The sequence below is a fragment of the Melioribacteraceae bacterium 4301-Me genome, from assembly GCA_041538185.1.
GTDB classification, from domain to species: Bacteria; Bacteroidota; Ignavibacteria; order Ignavibacteriales; family Melioribacteraceae; genus Pyranulibacter; species Pyranulibacter aquaticus.
In genome coordinates, this window is the sequence record JBGORM010000007.1 from 18,845 (window position 1) to 36,040 (window position 17,196).

The following is a 17,196-nucleotide window of genomic DNA, read 5'->3' on the forward strand; positions in this document are numbered from 1 at the left end:
CAATTAACTCTGATTATTTTTGGGAATAAACAATGAGGTTTCGGCAAGAGGAAGATATTTAGTCCAACTTACATCTTTATTTTTTTCTGCAGCTATAGCAAGTTTATATGCATTTGTCTTTGCACTTAGTTCATCAGCTTGGTAAAGTGTAATTGCTTCAAGTGTGCGAGGCTCTACAGGAGATGCAAATTCTAATTTGCCTTGATGGCTTAAAATTAAATGTAAAATTTGCTCTTTTAGCTCTTCAGGAAAATCATTTATCCGGTCAATCGCTTGTTGAACTTCTAATGCGGCTATCACAATGTGTCCTAATAATTTACCTTTATCAGTATAATCAAAAAAAGTTTGATATGTTAACTCTTCTATTTTGCCTAAATCGTGAAGCAAAGCACCACTGATTAACAAGTCTCTATTTAATTCTTTGTGAAAAGTGCACATAAGCTCGCATATTTTAGCAATCTCTATGGTATGTTCAAGTAATCCATGAATGTAAGCATGGTGCCATCCTTTACCAGCCGGTGCAGTTTGAAATTTTTCAAGAGTTTTTCCGCTGAAAACAGTAACTAACAACTTATTTAAGAAAGGATTTTTTACTGACTCAATAAAGCTATTTAGTTCATTAATCATTTCTTCCAATTTTCTATTGGACTTTGCCAAAAAGAATTCGAACGAAATACCATCGCTTTCAACAGCAGGTCTTATTTTTTCTATTTTTATTTGAGGGTTCCCGTTAAATTCTTCCATTTTACCAGCAATTTTAACAATCGAATTAGGCATAATTTGAGAATACGTTTCTTCAGCACGCTCCCAAAGTTTAGCTGAAATTGATCCCGTTTTATCTCTCAATTCCAAATTTAAATACGGATTACCACCCTTAGTAGTTTTTAGTTCAATTTTATCCACTACTAAAAAAAGAATAATTTCCTCGCCAGGCTTTATTTCATTCAAATTTTTTTGCTTGTTCATTCTATTTTATCAGCTGATTTATTTAGTTATAAATTATATGTATTTAATCACACTATCGTAGGGCAATGTTACTCTTATTGATCTATTCATCATTTCAATTGAAACGGAGAGGATTTGTTGGTTGTGGGAATTAAGAATCACTACTCCACTTACCCCTTGAAATGGGCCAGCTACTACTTTTACTTTGCTCCCTTTCTCAATTCTATTTACCACTACAATATCGTTAGTTTCACTTAGCATTTTTTTTATATTTTCAATTTCTGTCTGATGTATTATTGCTGGTTTGCCTTCAAACATTACACTTTTTACTATTGATGGCTGTTCTAACGAAATTAATCTTTCTTTTTCGGTTGAGTATATAAAAATATATCCTCTAAAAATTGGTTCGATTATTTTTTTCTTTCTATCGCTCCATTGTTTTATTTTCTTAATTGTGGGCAGATAGTGTTCAATTTTATGTTGTTCTAACTGCGCTGCAGCTTTAAATTCTTGACGCGGTTTTGTGTACAATACAAACCAATTTTTATTTTCGTGATTCATAAATTATTAAAAAGGCAATTATTAATAGCATCAACAAGTTGTTTTTCGTCTACTGGTTTGGTAATTATTTTTTGTACTCCCAGCCTTTCGTATTTACGTCTGGTTTCTTCAGTTAATGTATTAGCAGTTACGATAAAGGAGATATTGTAGTTTGCTTCCTTGTTATGAACTGCTTCAATTAGTTGTATGCCATTCATTAATTTCATATCGTGTTCGGTAATTATTATTGTTGGGATAATTTTTTGGAAAGCACTAATTGCTTCATAGCCGTTTTTTGCATAGGAAATTTCAAAGTTATTGAATTCTCTTTCGATAATATTTTTTAGTAATAATTTGTCTTTCTCATCGGCTTCAACGATAAGAATTACATTTTTTGCTTCGGGAAAAGTTAAATGAAACTCGCTGCCCTCATTTAATTGGGAGTAGAACCATACTTTACCACCATGTTTTTCCACAATTTCTTTTACAAGTGTTAAGCCCATACCACTTCCTTTTTCTCCAGTGGTACCAGCTAAAACAAATTTTTCATCTATTCTAAAAAGCTTGTTATAATTTTCTTCGGCAATTCCTACTCCTTCATCTTTAACAATAATTTCAATTACCCCTTCTTTAAAACGTTGTGAAGATATATAAATTCTTTTGCCCTCAGGAGTAAACTTAATAGCATTGCTAACAAGATTGAAAATTGCTTGTCCAAATAGTCTTTCATCTGCATTAATATTGAATTCTGGTGGGATGTCCTGCTTTATTTCTATATTTTTTCTTATTGAGTCGCCTGTAAGAGGAGTAATGGCATTGGCTACAGCCACTTTTACATTTAATCTGACGGGTTCAATTTTCACTCTTCCGGTTTTTAACCTAGACCAATCAAGTAAACAATTAATCAGTTGTAATTGACTTTTAGAAGCCTCGTAAATGTATTTTAAGTACTCCTCCTTTTCTTCTTCAGATAAATCTTTTTCATTTAGAAGAATTTCAGAGAACCCAAGCAGAGTAGTAAACGGAGCTTTTAAATCGTGGGATACGATTGAGATAAATTTATCTTTTGACGCATTTAATTCCTTTAAGGACTCGTAAGCTTTTTGCAGTTCATTCTCGTTGTTTTTATTGTTGTTGCAGATGTAAAGACTTTTTTGTTCTTGAATTTTCCCGGATTTATTTCTAACAACATGAATAAATTCCTTAAGCCATTTAATTTTTCCGTCCTTTGTTTGGATGCGGTATTCTAATTCAAAATTAGACTTGGAAAGATTATTGTTAATTTCTGCCAAAGATTTTTCTACTTTCTCTTGGTCTTCTGGAAAAACAATAGAGAAAAACCCTGATGGTAATTCTAATATTTCCTTTTCAGTGTAGCCTGTGCACGGCAGTATAGTATTAGTAAAATATTCTTTGTCGTTTTTTTTAATGGAATAAAATATTTCGGTAAATCCTTCTGTGAAGTAATTAAGCAGTGATATATAATTATTAGAGTTAGCCATTTGTTGGTTTTAATTGAAACTTATGTAATATAACAAAATAGCAGATTAGTTCATAAGATAGTATTAGCAAAAAATATTGTTTTATTTAATATTGTCAATCATCCTTGTTTTCGTCAGTAAATTTTGTTGGGATACCTAATTCATCCATTTTGCGATATAAAGAAGAAAGCCCAATATCCAAAGCCTTTGCAGCTTCTTCTTTGTTATAGTCATATTTTTTAATTGTTTTAATTATGTGTTCACGTTCAAAATTTTTAACAGCTTCTTTGAGTGAGTCTGGATAAGCCTGGTAAGCTGAATCACCCCTCAAGTAGTCAGGTAAATCGTCAATAGTGATAAAATCGTTTTTGCAGAAGATTATTGCTCTTTCAATTATATTTTCCAGTTCGCGCACCCCGCCTTTCCAATCGTAACCAATAAGAATTTTCATAGTTTCGTTATCTACGCCTAATATTTTTTTGCCCATTTCGTTGCAATACTTTTCAATAAAATGGTTCACTAATAATGGTATATCTTCTTTTCTTTCATTTAACGTGGGCAATTTAATTTCAACGACGTTTAATCTGTAAAATAAGTCTTCTCTAAATTGACCGTTTTTAATTTTTTCTTGTAAATCTTGATTAGTGGCAGCAATAATTCTTACATCAGTTGTAACAGGTTTAGTAGAACCGACTGGTATGAATTCTTTGTCTTCAATGGCGCGTAAGAGTTTAACTTGCAAATTTAATGGAAGGTCGCCAATTTCATCTAAGAATAAGGTTCCGCCGTCAGCGTATTTGAAAAGACCAACTTTATCTTCTGTAGCGCCTGTAAAAGCGCCTTTTTTGTGCCCGAATAATTCACTTTCAATTAAGTTCTCAGCTATCGCACCACAGTTAATCGGCAAGAAAATATTATCTTTTCTTTTGCTGTTATAGTGGATTGCTTTTGCGACAAGTTCTTTGCCTGTTCCGCTTTTGCCAAAAATTAGAACATTACTATTTGTCGGGGCTACTTGTTCTATTAGTCTAAAGATTTTTTTCATCGATTCACTTTTGCCGACTAGATTAGTAAACTTAGCTTCTAATGAAACTTTTTGTTTAAGAGCTTTATTTTCGAGAGCAAGTTTTTTATAGTTTACCAGTCGCTTGACGCGAATTATTAAATCGTCAAACTCAATTGGTTTAATTAAATAGTCGAAAGCCCCTTTTCTAAGTGAGTCAATTGCGGTGTTTACTGATGCATATGCTGTCATAATTATAAAGAAAATTCCGGGATGAGTTTCAGATATTTGTTCCAGCAGCTGCATGCCATCTATTTTAGGCATTTTTATATCAGTTATTACTATTTCGATATCATTATTACTGTTAATTATGTTAAGTGCCTCTTCGCCGTCGGAAGCTGTTAAAGTCTGAAAACCTTCTTCTTCCAATATCATTTTTAATGAATCGCGAATTGTTTTTTCATCGTCTACAATTAAGATTTTTGCTGACATTGTTACTCCTTCAACTTATCTGCAATTGGTATTATTACTGTAAAAGTACTTCCTTTGCCAGGTTCACTTTTAACTTTTATTTCACCATTAATTTTTTTAATTATGCCGTAGCTTACAGAAAGACCCAGACCTGTACCTTTGCCTGTTTCTTTTGTTGTAAAGAATGGGTCAAAGATTTTTTCTATAATATTTTTGTCCATACCGCAGCCGTCATCAGTAATTTCAATAAAAACATGATTGTCCTTGCTGTATGATTTTACGAATATATTTCCTTCGCCTTCAATAGCATCTAATGCATTTAGAAGTATATTTACAAAAACTTGAAGTAGCTGATCGGCAGGTACGGCAACTTTGGGTAAATTTTTTTCTAACTCACTTTCAAATTTTACCTTTTTAACGCGTTTATCATACTTTACAATTCCAAGTGCGGTCTTAATTATGTCTGTCAAATCAAAGAGTCCGATTTCATAAGTAGGTGGCCTAGAGAAATCAACAAGTTCTCTTACGATTTTGGAAATGCGGTCAATATTTTCTTTTATATTGGCCAATTGCTCACTAATAAATTCATCTTTACTTCTCCTTTGAAGAATTTGGACCAGTGAAGAGATTGATGCAAGTGGGTTACCAATTTCGTGGGCTACCCCGGCAGCTAATTGACCAATAACAGCCAATTTTTCGGACTGATTAACTTGTGCCTGTAGTTTTTTAAATTCTGTAAAGTCTTTAATAATTACATTTCTGCCTACGTATTCACCGTTGTTGCTTGGCAATTTTGTAACATTAAGTTTAACAGTAATAATATCCCCGTACTTTGTTTTTCGTTCGGTCTCAAATATTTTTATTTCTCCCTTTTCGTTTACAACATCTTGGATTAGTTTCAGTTCGTTTAGATATTTTTCACCAGGTGGCAAAAGCAGTGACGAGGGTTTTCCAATAACTTCTTGCTCAGTATAACCAAAAATTTTTTCTGCACCTTTGTTCCAAGCAATAAATTTTTCGTTATTATCTATTACCATAATTGCAGAATCTGATAAATGTAAAATGCTTTTAAGGTACTCTTGGTTATTGCTAAGTTTAGCTGCAAGTCTGTCTCTATCATTTTTTAAATCCTTTAATTGAGCTTCTTGGTGTAGCATCCCATACCTTGCAAAAGTCTGTTCAAAAAGTTCATCGACGTAGCCGTTAACTAATAAGGGGTCGAAATCATTTGAATGTTCACTTTCTATAAATGGTATGAATGAGTATCTGCCTGAAGTAAAAATTTGGCTGATTTCAAGCAAATTTAAATTCGAACTTGTAAAAAGATTGTAAGCTTCTATTAAATAATTGTCAGCAGCTGAATAATCAGATTTATCGATAATTTCCATGAATGTACGAAGACTGCTTTCAACAAATGTTGTAACTTGAGAGTCTGTAAGTTTGCCTTTTAGCAATTTAACAACCCTTGCAGTCCAATTCTCAGTTATTGAATCAAAATATTTTTTGAAGAAATCTAAAAGGAGTTTTTTCATTGGTTAATCAAGTAGACTTTTACTTGGCTTATTTTTTTAATAACTTATTATTTAAAATAAGTAATGCATGTTTCATTTGAAAGAAATCTGATTTAATTATAAGGTTAACATTAACTACAAGTGTAAATTGTGTATAATTAATAATTAGTGAGAAAATTAAAAGAGACATTATGAAAAAAACATTCATTTTTGCTTTAGTTTTATTTCAGTTAATTAATTCATTATTTGCATCTGAACAACTGATAGTTGAACCAAAATTAAAAACTGCAAAAGTGTTTATTAATGGGGCTCAGTTGTACTATACTGCTGAGCTGCAGCTTAAGAAGGGGGTAACAGAGGTTACATTAACTAATCTTGCCGAAGGAATGGATAACAACAGTGTTACAGTTACTGGTAATGGCAACGCTGTTATATTATCGGTGGTTCAGAAATATGATTATTTGCAATTACCTAAAAGAGATGCTGCGATTAAAATCCTGGAAGACTCACTGGAATCCTTAAATAATTTAATGAACACAAAAAAAGTAGAAAATGAAGTTTTATTAAGTGAACAAGATCTCATATTAGCTAATAAACAACTTGGCGGAAAAGAAGGTAAGGTTACTGTGAGTGACCTTCAAAACATGGCAGCTTTTTATAGAAAAAGATTAACCGAAATAAAAAATCAAATGTATAAGGTAGATTTAGAAATAAAAAAAATGCAGTTAGTAATTGACAGGATAAAAAAACAAATCGAAGAGCTGAAAAACAAGATTAATCAAAGAATAAATCAATTAGTGGTAACTATCTCTGCAAAATCTGATGTCAATTTCAACTTATATGTTTCTTACGTTATTTCCAATGCGGGTTGGAGTCCTTACTATGATATAAGAGTACCCAATATTTCTTCTAAGGCAAGGTTAAGTTATAAAGCTAATATTTGGCAGAAAAGCGGTTATGATTGGAATAATATTGAAATTATTTTGTCGACCAGAAATCCAAACCAAAGTAATCAAAAGCCGGAACTACAACCCTGGTTTATTGATTTTTATGAACCTGTACCTATTTTGAAAAAAGCCCCAAACACATTGATGGAAAGAGCAGTTACATCTGAAACTGAAGCTAAGATAAATGATAATTTACAAACAATGGCAGATTATACTGCTGTTGCTCAGAATCAGCTTGCTGTAGAGTTTTCCCCCTCATTAAATTTTTCTGTGCCATCTGATGGTAAGATGTATACATTAGAAGTTCAGAATAATGAGCTTCCTGCTGATTATGTTTACTATGCAGCGCCTAAATTAGATGATAATGCTTTTCTAATAGGGAGCCTTAAAGAATGGTCGAATTATAATTTGCTGCCCGGTAACGTAAACGTCTATTTCGAAAATTCTTTTGTGGGCAAAACTTACTTAAATCCGTTACTTGCAAAGGATTCGTTAATTATTTCGTTGGGAAGAGATCCCAATATTGTTTTGAGCAGAGCCGTATTGAAGGATTATACGGAAAGTAAATTTCTTAGTAACAGGGTGGAAAGAACATTTGCTTATGAAATTAAAGCAAAAAATAATAAAATGCTTCCCATAAAAATGTTAATTGAAGACCAAATACCAATCTCAAAAAAGGAAGATATTGAAGTTAAATTAATTAATGCCAGCGGCGCAAATTTTAACCCGGAGACAGGTTTACTTCAATGGTATGTTCAGCTGAAACCCGGAGAGACAATAACAAAACAATTAATTTATTCGATTACTTTTCCTAAAAATAAAATAATACAAAACCTCTAGGCAATTAGAGCAATAAATGTTTTTGACTATAAATTGCGGCCAGCTTGCTAATCCATCCGTTTATAGTTCTTTTTAGCAAGTGCTGAATGTAACTTAAAGACTATAAGTTTGTTTCAAATAATGTTACTCTAACAAAATAATATATATTTTTTCCTTAAAACAAAATTAATTATGAATTAACCTAAGCTTTTGAGCCTTTCTTTCAATTCCAAAAGAAATGAATTTTTTGAGTTGGTTGTTACTTCTTGATAATAAGCTGTCTAAAACACTTTTTACTCAGCTTACGAGGCGAATAAGTTATTGTATTTTTTTGAAAAAAATCACATGAATAATACTACAATCTCGCGCAATAAATTTTTATAATAAAAAATTATTATGGGCAGATACAACTAATTCAACTAACAAGACTTCTAATCAAAAAGAATTTTTTAGTAACTTAAAAAATCGATTTTATTAAAATTCTTTTTGTAAATGGACAATACAAATAAAATTATAGTAAAAGGTGCACGTCAACATAACTTAAAAAATATTTCTATAGAAATTCCAAGGAATAAACTTGTTGTGTTTACTGGAGTAAGTGGAAGTGGGAAATCATCTTTGGTGTTTGATACAATTTACGCTGAGGGACAGAGACGCTATGTTGAAAGTCTCTCATCGTATGCTCGTCAATTCTTAGAAAGAATAAATAAACCAGATGTAGATTATATAAACGGAATTTCTCCGGCAGTTGCAATTGAACAAAGAACAGGGGCTCGTAACCCCCGATCAACTGTAGGAACAACAACTGAAATTTATGATTTCTTAAGATTATTATTCGCGAGAATTGGTAAAACAATCTGCTTTAATTGTGGTAATGTTGTAAAAAAGGATTCAGTTACAACAGTTACAGAGTGGTTGGAAGAACAAATAGAAAACACGAAATTTTATCTTGGATTTCCACTTCATACTCATGAAGGAAGAACTATTAAAGATGAAATTGATTTATTGAAAAAAAAGGGATTTTTTCGCATTTACTCAAATGGTCGGCTAATAGATTTAACCGAAAACAAAATCCTTCCTAAGACAAAAGAGGGAATAATAGTAGTCATTGACAGATTTAAAATAAAAAAAGGTAAGATGCGCGAAATTCTTGCTGATTCGATAGAAACTACGTTTAAAGAAGGTGAAGGGATATTATCGATTATAAATGCTGAAGAAAAAACAGATTCAAATCAATCTGAGGAGATAAAAAATTTCACTAAGTTTTACGAATGCTGCGGCATCAGGTACGAAGAACCTGAGCCAAGATTTTTTTCTTTTAATAATCCTTTTGGTGCATGTCCAGTTTGTCAAGGCTTCGGCAAAACTATGGGTTACGACATGGACCTGGTTGTTCCTAATCCAAATTTAAGTATTATGGAAGGTGCTATTGCACCTTGGCGAACAGTAAAATACAGCAAATACTTACGTGACCTTATTAGAGCTTCAAAAGGAAAAATACCAATTGATGTTCCATTTAATAAGTTGACTGAAAAACAAGTGAATCTAATAAAAGAGGGATTTGATGGCTTTGCAGGTATAAATGGTTTCTTTGAACACCTCGAAACAAAAACTTATAAGATGCATATTAGAATACTTTTAAGTAAGTACCGCGGGTATACAACTTGTTCAGCGTGCAAAGGTTCAAGATTAAGGCGTGAAGCACTCCAAGTAAAAATTGCTGGTTTATCAATCTATGATATTGTGGTTATGTCAATCGAAAAGGCACTTGAATTTTTCAAAAATCTTAGTTTGACCAATTACGAACTCGAAATTGCAAAAAGAATATTAGATGAAATAATTAAACGCCTTACTTTTCTAAATGAAGTAGGATTAGGCTATTTAACTTTAGATAGATTGAGCAGCACCCTTTCCGGTGGTGAAACTCAAAGGATAAATCTTGCTACTTCTCTCGGCTCAGCTTTAATGGGTACTCTTTATGTGCTTGATGAACCAAGTATTGGACTACATCCGCGTGATAATTTGCGATTGATAAAAATTTTGAAAACACTTAGAGATATTGGCAATACAGTTCTTGTTGTTGAACATGATGCAGAAATGATGAGAGAAGCTGATTTAATCTTTGATATGGGTCCAGGTGCAGGTTCTAAAGGCGGCGAAGTTGTTGCTTGTGGGACTTATAGTGATTTAATGAACAATGAAAAATCTTTAACGGGCAAATATTTATCTGGCAAACTTAAAATCCCATTACCACAGAAAAGAAATACAAAAAAAACAGAAACAATAAAAATTTATGGTGCCAAAGAAAATAACCTGAAAAACATAGACGTTGAATTTCCTTTACGTAAATTTGTAGTAGTAACAGGAGTAAGTGGGTCCGGTAAAAGCACACTAATTCACGATGTTCTCTATGGTGCAATAGTTAAAACATTCGGTGGTAACCCGCCTAAACTTGGCAAATATGATTCAATAGAGGGGACTAAATATATCGATGATGTAGAAATTGTTGACCAGACACCAATAGGCAAATCCCCCCGTTCAAATCCAATTAGTTATGTTAAAGGTTATGAATATATAAGAGAACTTTTTGCTTCTACCCCTCAAGCCAGGTCCCGCGGGTATAAACCCGGTTTCTTTTCATTTAATGTGCCGGGAGGAAGATGCGAAACATGCCAAGGTGAAGGATATGTGAAAATTGAAATGCAGTTTTTAGCCGACCTTTATCTTGAATGCGAAGACTGCAAAGGAACAAGATTCAAAAAAGAAGTACGGGATATTACTTACCACGGCAAAAATATAGTTGACGTTTTAGATATGACAGTTGAAGAAGCTCTAAATTTCTTTTCCGGCAGAGATAAAAAAATTGAAAGTGCATTACAAGTGCTGTCCGATGTTGGTTTGGGTTATATAAAATTGGGACAACCATCAAACACACTTTCTGGAGGTGAGGCTCAAAGAATAAAACTGGCATTGCATTTAAGCTCGCAAAATAAATATAAACATACTCTTTTTATTTTTGATGAACCAACAACTGGTCTGCATTTCGATGACATTAAAAAATTGTTAAATTGTTTTAACATGTTAATTGAAAACGGAAATTCAGTTATAATTATTGAACATAACTTAGATGTAATTAAATGCGCAGATTGGATTATTGATTTGGGACCTGAAGCAGGAGAAAAGGGTGGTGAAATTGTTGCAACTGGTACCCCTGAAGAGATCGCTGAGAATGAAAAATCTTACACAGGAAGATTTCTATTAAAATATCTTTCATGAAAATTTCAATTGAGTTGAAAAGCTGGAGAAACAATGGCAATAAAATATTGGCTTGTAAAATCGGAACCCGACGTTTTTTCAATTGATGACCTTGCAAAGGCAAGGAACCAAACAACGTACTGGGACGGTGTTAGAAATTACCAAGCAAGAAATTTTATTCGCGACGAAATGAAAGTAGGTGATAAAGTAATTTTTTATCACAGTAATTGTGAACCGCCTGCAGCAGTTGGAATTTGTGAAGTTGTTAAAGAAGCTTACCCTGATTTTACTGCTTTTGATCCGGACAACAAGCACTACGACCCCAAAAGCAATAAAAATAATCCAACATGGTTTATGGTTGATATTAAATTAGTTCAGAAATTTAAACGACCTGTAACTCTACCTGAAATAAAACAAAATCCAAAATTGCAAAAGATGAAACTTGTACAGCGAGGGAATCGCCTCTCGGTAATGCCAATCACTAAGACAGAGTTCGAAGAAATCTTGAAAATGGCTGATTTGTAATTTTTATAAATAAAGTAATCAATAAGATTAGTTAAAGACAGTTGCTTCTCTTAGTAGGTTGTAAACTCCCTTATTTCTAAAACATTTTTTTGAATCGTTTATAAATAAGAAAAAAGTTGTTTAGAAAGACTGAGCAGATAATTTATAATAGATGTAAAATAAAATTGATTTGATTAACTATATAAAGTAAATTAAGCAATAATTAATCTGGATAAAACTTAAATGACAAAAGAAGCTATTAACCAAATAAAAGAGATAATCACTTCACCAATATTTACAATTAACCAAACCCCGATTAGTATTTTATCTATTTTCGTATTCTTTTTAATCATTTTTGGGTTTATTCTCTTTGCTAAGTTTCTGAAAAACAAAATCCTGAAAAACATATTAAACAAATTTAATATTGATCATGGATTACAATTTACACTTTTGCGGTTAACACAATATACTATTGTATTTATTGGACTGGTTGTTGCACTTCAATTTGTGGGTATTAATTTAAGCGGATTAGCGGTAATACTTGGTTTTCTTTCCGTTGGAATCGGGTTTGGATTACAAAATATTACATCAAATTTTGTTGCAGGATTAATTCTTCTTTTTGAACGTCCGATAAAAGTGGGTGACCGAGTGACAGTCGGTAATACCGAAGGTGATGTAATAAACATAAATATTCGTTCAACAACAATTCAAACGTTAAATAACATTTCCATAATTGTTCCAAATGAACAATTTATTTCACAGCCAGTAATAAACTGGTCGTACGGTGATACAAAAATTAGAGTCGATATAGAAGTCGGCGTATCGTATAATTCCGACTTAGACAAAGTCATAAAAGCATTAAAGGAAGTTGCTGCGGAAAATCCGGAAGTTTTAAAAACTCCACCACCTGATGTACTTCTAAGCGAGTTTGCAGATTCCTCATGGAATATGAAATTACGAATTTGGATTAACGACCCAAAACGTCATTATATTGTACGTTCGGATATTAATTGTGCTATAGTCAGAAAGTTCAAAGAATATGGGATTGAAATACCTTTTCCACAGAGAGATTTACATTTACGGACTACCGTCGCTGTTCCAACAAAAAATTTATAGTATAATAGGACTGCTTCCGTTTTAATTATATCTCTTGCTTAAGCTTATCCTGGCAAACTTTTTAGTTATAAAGCCATAAAAAAATATTGATAATTATAAAACGAAAAAATTATTTAAGAAGCCTATCCAGTTCGTTCTTAAATATTTTATAAGTTTGTTTGCCTTCGAGCAGTGAAACCTTCTTGCCTGATTTATCAAAAATAAATGTTGATGGTAATGCTCCATTCCAATTTTTGTCAAGCATGTTTATTAAATCTTCATCCTTATCAAATCCGTTAACAAAGGAAGTAAAATTTGCTTTTTGTTTTTTCAAAAAAGGAATAACCTTTGAGTTAACCTCATCCGGGTAATCAATGCTAATTCCGTAAAAGTCAATTGGTTTGTTTTTGTAGTCGTTAACAAGTTTAATTATATCGGGAAATTCTTCTCGGCATGGAACACACCACGTTGCCCATAAATTTAAAAACAATAGTTTTTGGTTTCTGTTTTTTAATATGTCCTCAAGTTTCTTTTTGTCAATTTTTTCAACTTTGAGCTCTCTTACTTGTGCTTCGTCTGTAGTTAAAATTAAAATGGAGAATAGAAATAATAATGCAGTCAATAAATTCCCTCTGGGTTTCATTATTGTTCAACCCTTTTTATTGTGCAACCAAAGGCTTTTGTTTCTTTAACACTTACATTTTTGTTTGATAGAATTTCATCTAGTGCTTTTCTTAGGTCTTGATGCTGAATGTTATCTCCGCGCCTTGAATCATCTATTCTTCCGTGATACATTATGTTGAAATCCTTATTCAAAACAAACACTTCAGGTGTAACAGAGGCATTGAACATATCCGCTATTTTATTACCTGTGTCTTTCAAAATGGTAAAATTGAGATTATGTTTTTTTGCATGTTCAGCTATTTCTTCAATACTTTCTTGTTTGTTGGAATTAATACCAATAAATGCTACATTCTTATCTTTGTAATCTTGGTAAAGTTTTTCCATTCTTTCGTTGTAAGCATTTGAAACAGGGCATTGTGTAGCAATAAAAATTATTACTATTGCTTTTGAGTTTTTGTAATCGGTTAGTGAATGTTCTTTCCCATTGTAATCTTTTAAAGTAAAATTAGTTACTTTAATTGGCTCATCTGCTTTTGTATTAATTAAGGAAAAAATAAGGAAAAGTAAACTTATGAATGTATTTCTTTTCATAATTATGCTCCTATTTTAGTGTAATATAATTTTTTGACTTTATAATAAGAGTAGCTTGGTTAACTTTCAAGACTATTAGTGTTACAGAATTTTGCACTGCAAGAATTTTATCTGTAAATAATGTCTAATAGTGCCAAGTTCAAAATCATTCAAAAAATTGTTTATAATACTCTCCACGTAATTTTATTGCCTTCTTTAATTCCATGTCTATCGCAATAACCAGCATTTACTTCGATTACGTATTTAGCCGGCTTTTCAGAGGAATAAGACTGCTCTGAATAGGGTATAGTATTTTTTTGAATTTTTATAATCTCTTTATTAGCATTTATAAAAATCATGTCGAGCGGGATGATTGTGTTTTTCATCCAAAATGATTGATATGTTTCTTGAGGAAAAATAAACAGCATTCCTCTATTTTCTTCCATTTTGTCTCTATACATTAGACCCAATTCTCTTTTTTCATCTGTATCAGCAATTTCTATATCAATTTTAGAAATAAGAGTACCTTTCGCATCTAAAAAAGACAACTCACCATCTTTATGAAAAGAGTAGGCAGTGTAGTTGTTTACAGCGTTTTCTAGTTCCTTATTCTTTGGAGAAGAAGATTCATTTAATACGAATTGTGATAAAACATAGTAAGCGACAAAAGCTAACAATACAAGTCCAGCAGCTATCTTAGCAAAGAGGTTTTTCTTTTTATTGGGTTTCTTTGAAGATTGAGTTTTATTTTTCGACATAGCTTTAAAAAGTTTTAATGAAGAAAATCATTTTTTATTGCAAAATTAATTTAGCAAAAATCGATTAAAATATGGTTAGCAAAATTATTAAAAGAGAAACAATAAACTTGACAGCGTTTCAGAAAAAAATGGTGATAAGCGGCTGGGGAGAAGAAGTTCTTAATAAAACTACCGTTGAAAAAATTTTGTATATGTCAGATGGACTAAGAATTTCTGGCTACTTGGCTTATCCTAATTATAATAAAACTAAATATCCGTGCATCATTTGGTGCAGAGGTGGTATGGGGAATAATGGTGCTATCGATGAATTTAATGCTCGAGGAATGTTTGGCACAATTGCAAGCTGGGGTTACGTTGTACTTGCTTCACAATATAGAGGTTCTGCCGGCAGCGAAGGTATAGATGAATTCGGCGGAAGTGACGTGAACGACGTCTTAAATTTAATACCCTTAGCTGATGAGTTGAATTTTGCTGATAATAGAAGTTGGGGTATTGAAGGATGGAGTAGAGGAGGAATGATGACGTATTTAACACTTACTAGGACTAATATTTTTAAAGCTGGGGTTATAATCGGTGGAATTTCGAATTTACATTGTGATTCAAACGATATTGCTCTCAACGAATATATAGTTAAAATTACTAATGGGGCAATAAATTCACAAAATTTTGAAGAAGAATGTAAACGCAGGTCTATAATAAATTTCCCTGAAAAGCTACCTGATACTACTCCTTTGCTTTTACTTCATGGCACTGCAGATGAAAGGGTAAATGTTAGCAACTCAATCGAGTTAGCTGAAAAACTAAAACAATTAGGAAAGCCGCATAATTTAATTCTGCTAAAAAATGGAGACCACTTTTTGAAATCTTATAGAAAAAAAGTCAACGAGTTAAGAAAGCAATGGTTTGATAAATACCTTAAAGCAATGTAAAAAGTAACTCTGATTGTGTCTGCAAAAAATGTTTATTCTAAGCTTAGGTTGAACTTCTTTTTTGTGGTTTCAAATTCAATTTGAATTTCTCGGCTTGCTGTCAAATCATTTTGAATAATTAGAACGTTTTTACCCGGATAAATTGTTCGGCGTTCTGTCATGTTAAGATTGCCAAAAGAAATCTTTACAGTTTCCTTTTCTTTTGAAAAAAGCAAGATTTCTGAATGGTCATTATTATTTTTTAATAGCATTGGCTTTGGTAATAAGTCGTCTAAATAGGCAAACTGACTAAGTTGGTTAAGCTTAATTTCAATTACGTTTGATGTTTCATTACTTTCCTGCCAGAATCTATTTAATGATTTCAGTGCAAAGTAGTAGTTAATTTTTTGGGGATTTTTTATCTCGAATGTTACTGTGTTCTTGTTGGCATCAATAATATCTAGTAGAAATTGAGACTTTGCACCTGCTGAAGGTTTGGGCAAATTGTAAAGGGCAATATAAACGGCGCTATCATACTTTGAAGATGATTTTTGAATTTGCCACGAAAGCTTAACAGTATATGGATTATCTTGTGAAAGTGTAAATGATAAATTCTGTGGAGGTATCGGATAAAATTTATTTAACCAGCTCATTTCTGAAGGAATAGCCTTATAAGAAAAGCTTTTAAAATTATACTCTTTTATGTTAGAATATCTAAAAAAACTAACACCGTTACTGTGAATGTCTCTGCAATATTCAATTAATTTATCTATCTGTTCTTTTACATTATTTTTATATGCAGCAATTCCAATAATAATGTTTCTGTTAAAGCTGCTGCTTACCCAACTCTTAGCTAAAGCTGCAAAATCTGGTTTATCGTTAATACCCCAATAAACTTGAGGGACTAAGTAATCTACAATACCCTTTTGTAGCCAGGCTTTAGAGTCTTGATACACATCTCCATAGCCTTCGAAGTAATAGCCGTTCTCATTTTTGTATATGCCGATTGGAGCTACACCAACTTTAACATAGGGTTTAATCGACTTAATTTTTTCATAAACTGATTCAAGAATTTTGGTAATATTTTCTCTACGCCATTTATCCTTTTGCTCACTGTTTCCGTATTGGTTATAGGAAAATGAATCATTAAAATTTTTGCCAGGATAGCGTAGAAAATCTAATTGAATTCCGTCTATATCATAATTTTTTACAATTTCTGTTATTAAATTGGATAAATAATCTCTAACCTCTGGAAAGCCGGGATCTAACCAATAACTTATATTTCCGCTGTCGTTATACTCAACAACCCATTGAGGCTTTCGTTTAAAAATGTGATTTGAGTCTGTTAAAATGAAATTATCTTTACCCGAAAAACATCTTACCACATTAACCCATGCATGAATTTCTAGACCTCTTATATGAGCTTGTTCTATTGCAAAGTCTAATGGATCATAATCTGCTTTACCATTAACTTTGCCTGTAATATAAGGCGATAGCGGTTCGAAAGATGATTTGCAGAGTAATGTACCATTGCTTCTTACTTGGAAATAAACAGTATTCAGATTTTTTGATTTAATATTGTCTAATATTTCAATTAACGATTGTTTTTGTAAGTTCGACTCAAAAGTAGGTGGCGGCCAATCTAAGCGGAAATTAGTTGATACCCATACTGCTCTTGTTTCTTTTTCAATCTGAGAATATAAGTCAGAAAAAAATATAATAGTAAGCAGAATCAGAAATTTTAATACCATAAAACTAGGAAATG

The 17,196-nt window shown here is 32.1% G+C and carries 14 protein-coding genes; 5 read left to right on the plus strand and 9 right to left on the minus strand.

Going from position 1 to position 17,196, the window contains the following annotated elements:
• Positions 1 to 3 precede the first annotated feature (3 nt).
• The 5 genes from ABRY23_11800 to ABRY23_11820 all read right to left on the minus strand — a co-directional run bounded on the left by ABRY23_11800 (position 4) and on the right by ABRY23_11820 (position 5,972).
• Positions 4 to 966: a 3'-5' exoribonuclease YhaM family protein gene (locus ABRY23_11800; GenBank protein MFA3783735.1), complete on the minus strand. Its 963-nt coding sequence runs from the start codon at positions 964 to 966 to the stop codon at positions 4 to 6.
• Between the two features lie 33 nt (positions 967 to 999).
• A complete protein-coding gene (locus tag ABRY23_11805; protein ID MFA3783736.1) occupies positions 1,000 to 1,506 on the minus strand; it encodes a UpxY family transcription antiterminator in 507 nt (168 codons plus the stop codon).
• Positions 1,503 to 2,987 carry an ATP-binding protein gene (locus tag ABRY23_11810; protein ID MFA3783737.1) on the minus strand — a complete coding sequence of 495 codons (1,485 nt, stop codon included), beginning with the start codon at positions 2,985 to 2,987 and terminating at the stop codon, positions 1,503 to 1,505. The genes ABRY23_11805 and ABRY23_11810 overlap by 4 nt, the downstream gene beginning before the upstream one ends.
• 94 nt (positions 2,988 to 3,081) lie before the next feature.
• Entirely contained in the window at positions 3,082 to 4,461 is a 1,380-nt protein-coding gene (locus tag ABRY23_11815) for a sigma-54-dependent transcriptional regulator (GenBank protein ID MFA3783738.1), read from the minus strand.
• Between the two features lie 2 nt (positions 4,462 to 4,463).
• Positions 4,464 to 5,972: a nitrogen regulation protein NR(II) gene (locus ABRY23_11820; GenBank protein MFA3783739.1), complete on the minus strand. Its 1,509-nt coding sequence runs from the start codon at positions 5,970 to 5,972 to the stop codon at positions 4,464 to 4,466.
• Between the two features lie 170 nt (positions 5,973 to 6,142).
• Between ABRY23_11820 and ABRY23_11825 the strand changes: the two genes are divergently transcribed.
• The 4 genes from ABRY23_11825 (at position 6,143) to ABRY23_11840 (ending at position 12,592) form a co-directional block, all read left to right on the plus strand.
• Positions 6,143 to 7,738: a DUF4139 domain-containing protein gene (locus tag ABRY23_11825; GenBank protein ID MFA3783740.1), complete on the plus strand. Its 1,596-nt coding sequence runs from the start codon at positions 6,143 to 6,145 to the stop codon at positions 7,736 to 7,738.
• A 471-nt stretch (positions 7,739 to 8,209) separates the two neighbouring features.
• On the plus strand, positions 8,210 to 10,993 hold the full coding sequence (uvrA, locus tag ABRY23_11830; GenBank protein ID MFA3783741.1) for an excinuclease ABC subunit UvrA: 2,784 nt from the start codon (positions 8,210 to 8,212) through the stop codon (positions 10,991 to 10,993).
• A 39-nt stretch (positions 10,994 to 11,032) separates the two neighbouring features.
• Entirely contained in the window at positions 11,033 to 11,497 is a 465-nt protein-coding gene (locus ABRY23_11835) for an EVE domain-containing protein (protein ID MFA3783742.1), read from the plus strand.
• A gap of 222 nt (positions 11,498 to 11,719) precedes the next feature.
• Positions 11,720 to 12,592, plus strand: coding sequence for a mechanosensitive ion channel family protein (locus ABRY23_11840; GenBank protein ID MFA3783743.1), 873 nt, complete (start codon positions 11,720 to 11,722; stop codon positions 12,590 to 12,592).
• A 109-nt stretch (positions 12,593 to 12,701) separates the two neighbouring features.
• Here ABRY23_11840 and ABRY23_11845 read toward each other — a convergent pair whose 3' ends face one another.
• The 3 genes from ABRY23_11845 to ABRY23_11855 form a co-directional block, all read right to left on the minus strand.
• Positions 12,702 to 13,214 carry a TlpA family protein disulfide reductase gene (locus ABRY23_11845; GenBank protein ID MFA3783744.1) on the minus strand — a complete coding sequence of 171 codons (513 nt, stop codon included), beginning with the start codon at positions 13,212 to 13,214 and terminating at the stop codon, positions 12,702 to 12,704.
• Entirely contained in the window at positions 13,214 to 13,786 is a 573-nt protein-coding gene (locus ABRY23_11850; GenBank protein MFA3783745.1) for a thioredoxin family protein, read from the minus strand. Before ABRY23_11850 ends, ABRY23_11845 begins: the two co-directional genes overlap by 1 nt.
• Positions 13,787 to 13,947: 161 nt before the next feature.
• Complete coding sequence (locus tag ABRY23_11855; GenBank protein ID MFA3783746.1) at positions 13,948 to 14,523, minus strand: DUF192 domain-containing protein; 576 nt, start codon at positions 14,521 to 14,523, stop codon at positions 13,948 to 13,950.
• A 71-nt stretch (positions 14,524 to 14,594) separates the two neighbouring features.
• Between ABRY23_11855 and ABRY23_11860 the strand changes: the two genes are divergently transcribed.
• The gene (locus ABRY23_11860) at positions 14,595 to 15,452 is read left to right on the plus strand and encodes an alpha/beta hydrolase family protein (GenBank protein MFA3783747.1); all 858 of its coding nucleotides are present in this window, start codon (positions 14,595 to 14,597) and stop codon (positions 15,450 to 15,452) included.
• A 32-nt stretch (positions 15,453 to 15,484) separates the two neighbouring features.
• Here ABRY23_11860 and ABRY23_11865 read toward each other — a convergent pair whose 3' ends face one another.
• Positions 15,485 to 17,182 carry a glycoside hydrolase family 10 protein gene (locus tag ABRY23_11865; GenBank protein ID MFA3783748.1) on the minus strand — a complete coding sequence of 566 codons (1,698 nt, stop codon included), beginning with the start codon at positions 17,180 to 17,182 and terminating at the stop codon, positions 15,485 to 15,487.
• Between the last annotated feature and the right edge of the window lie 14 nt (positions 17,183 to 17,196).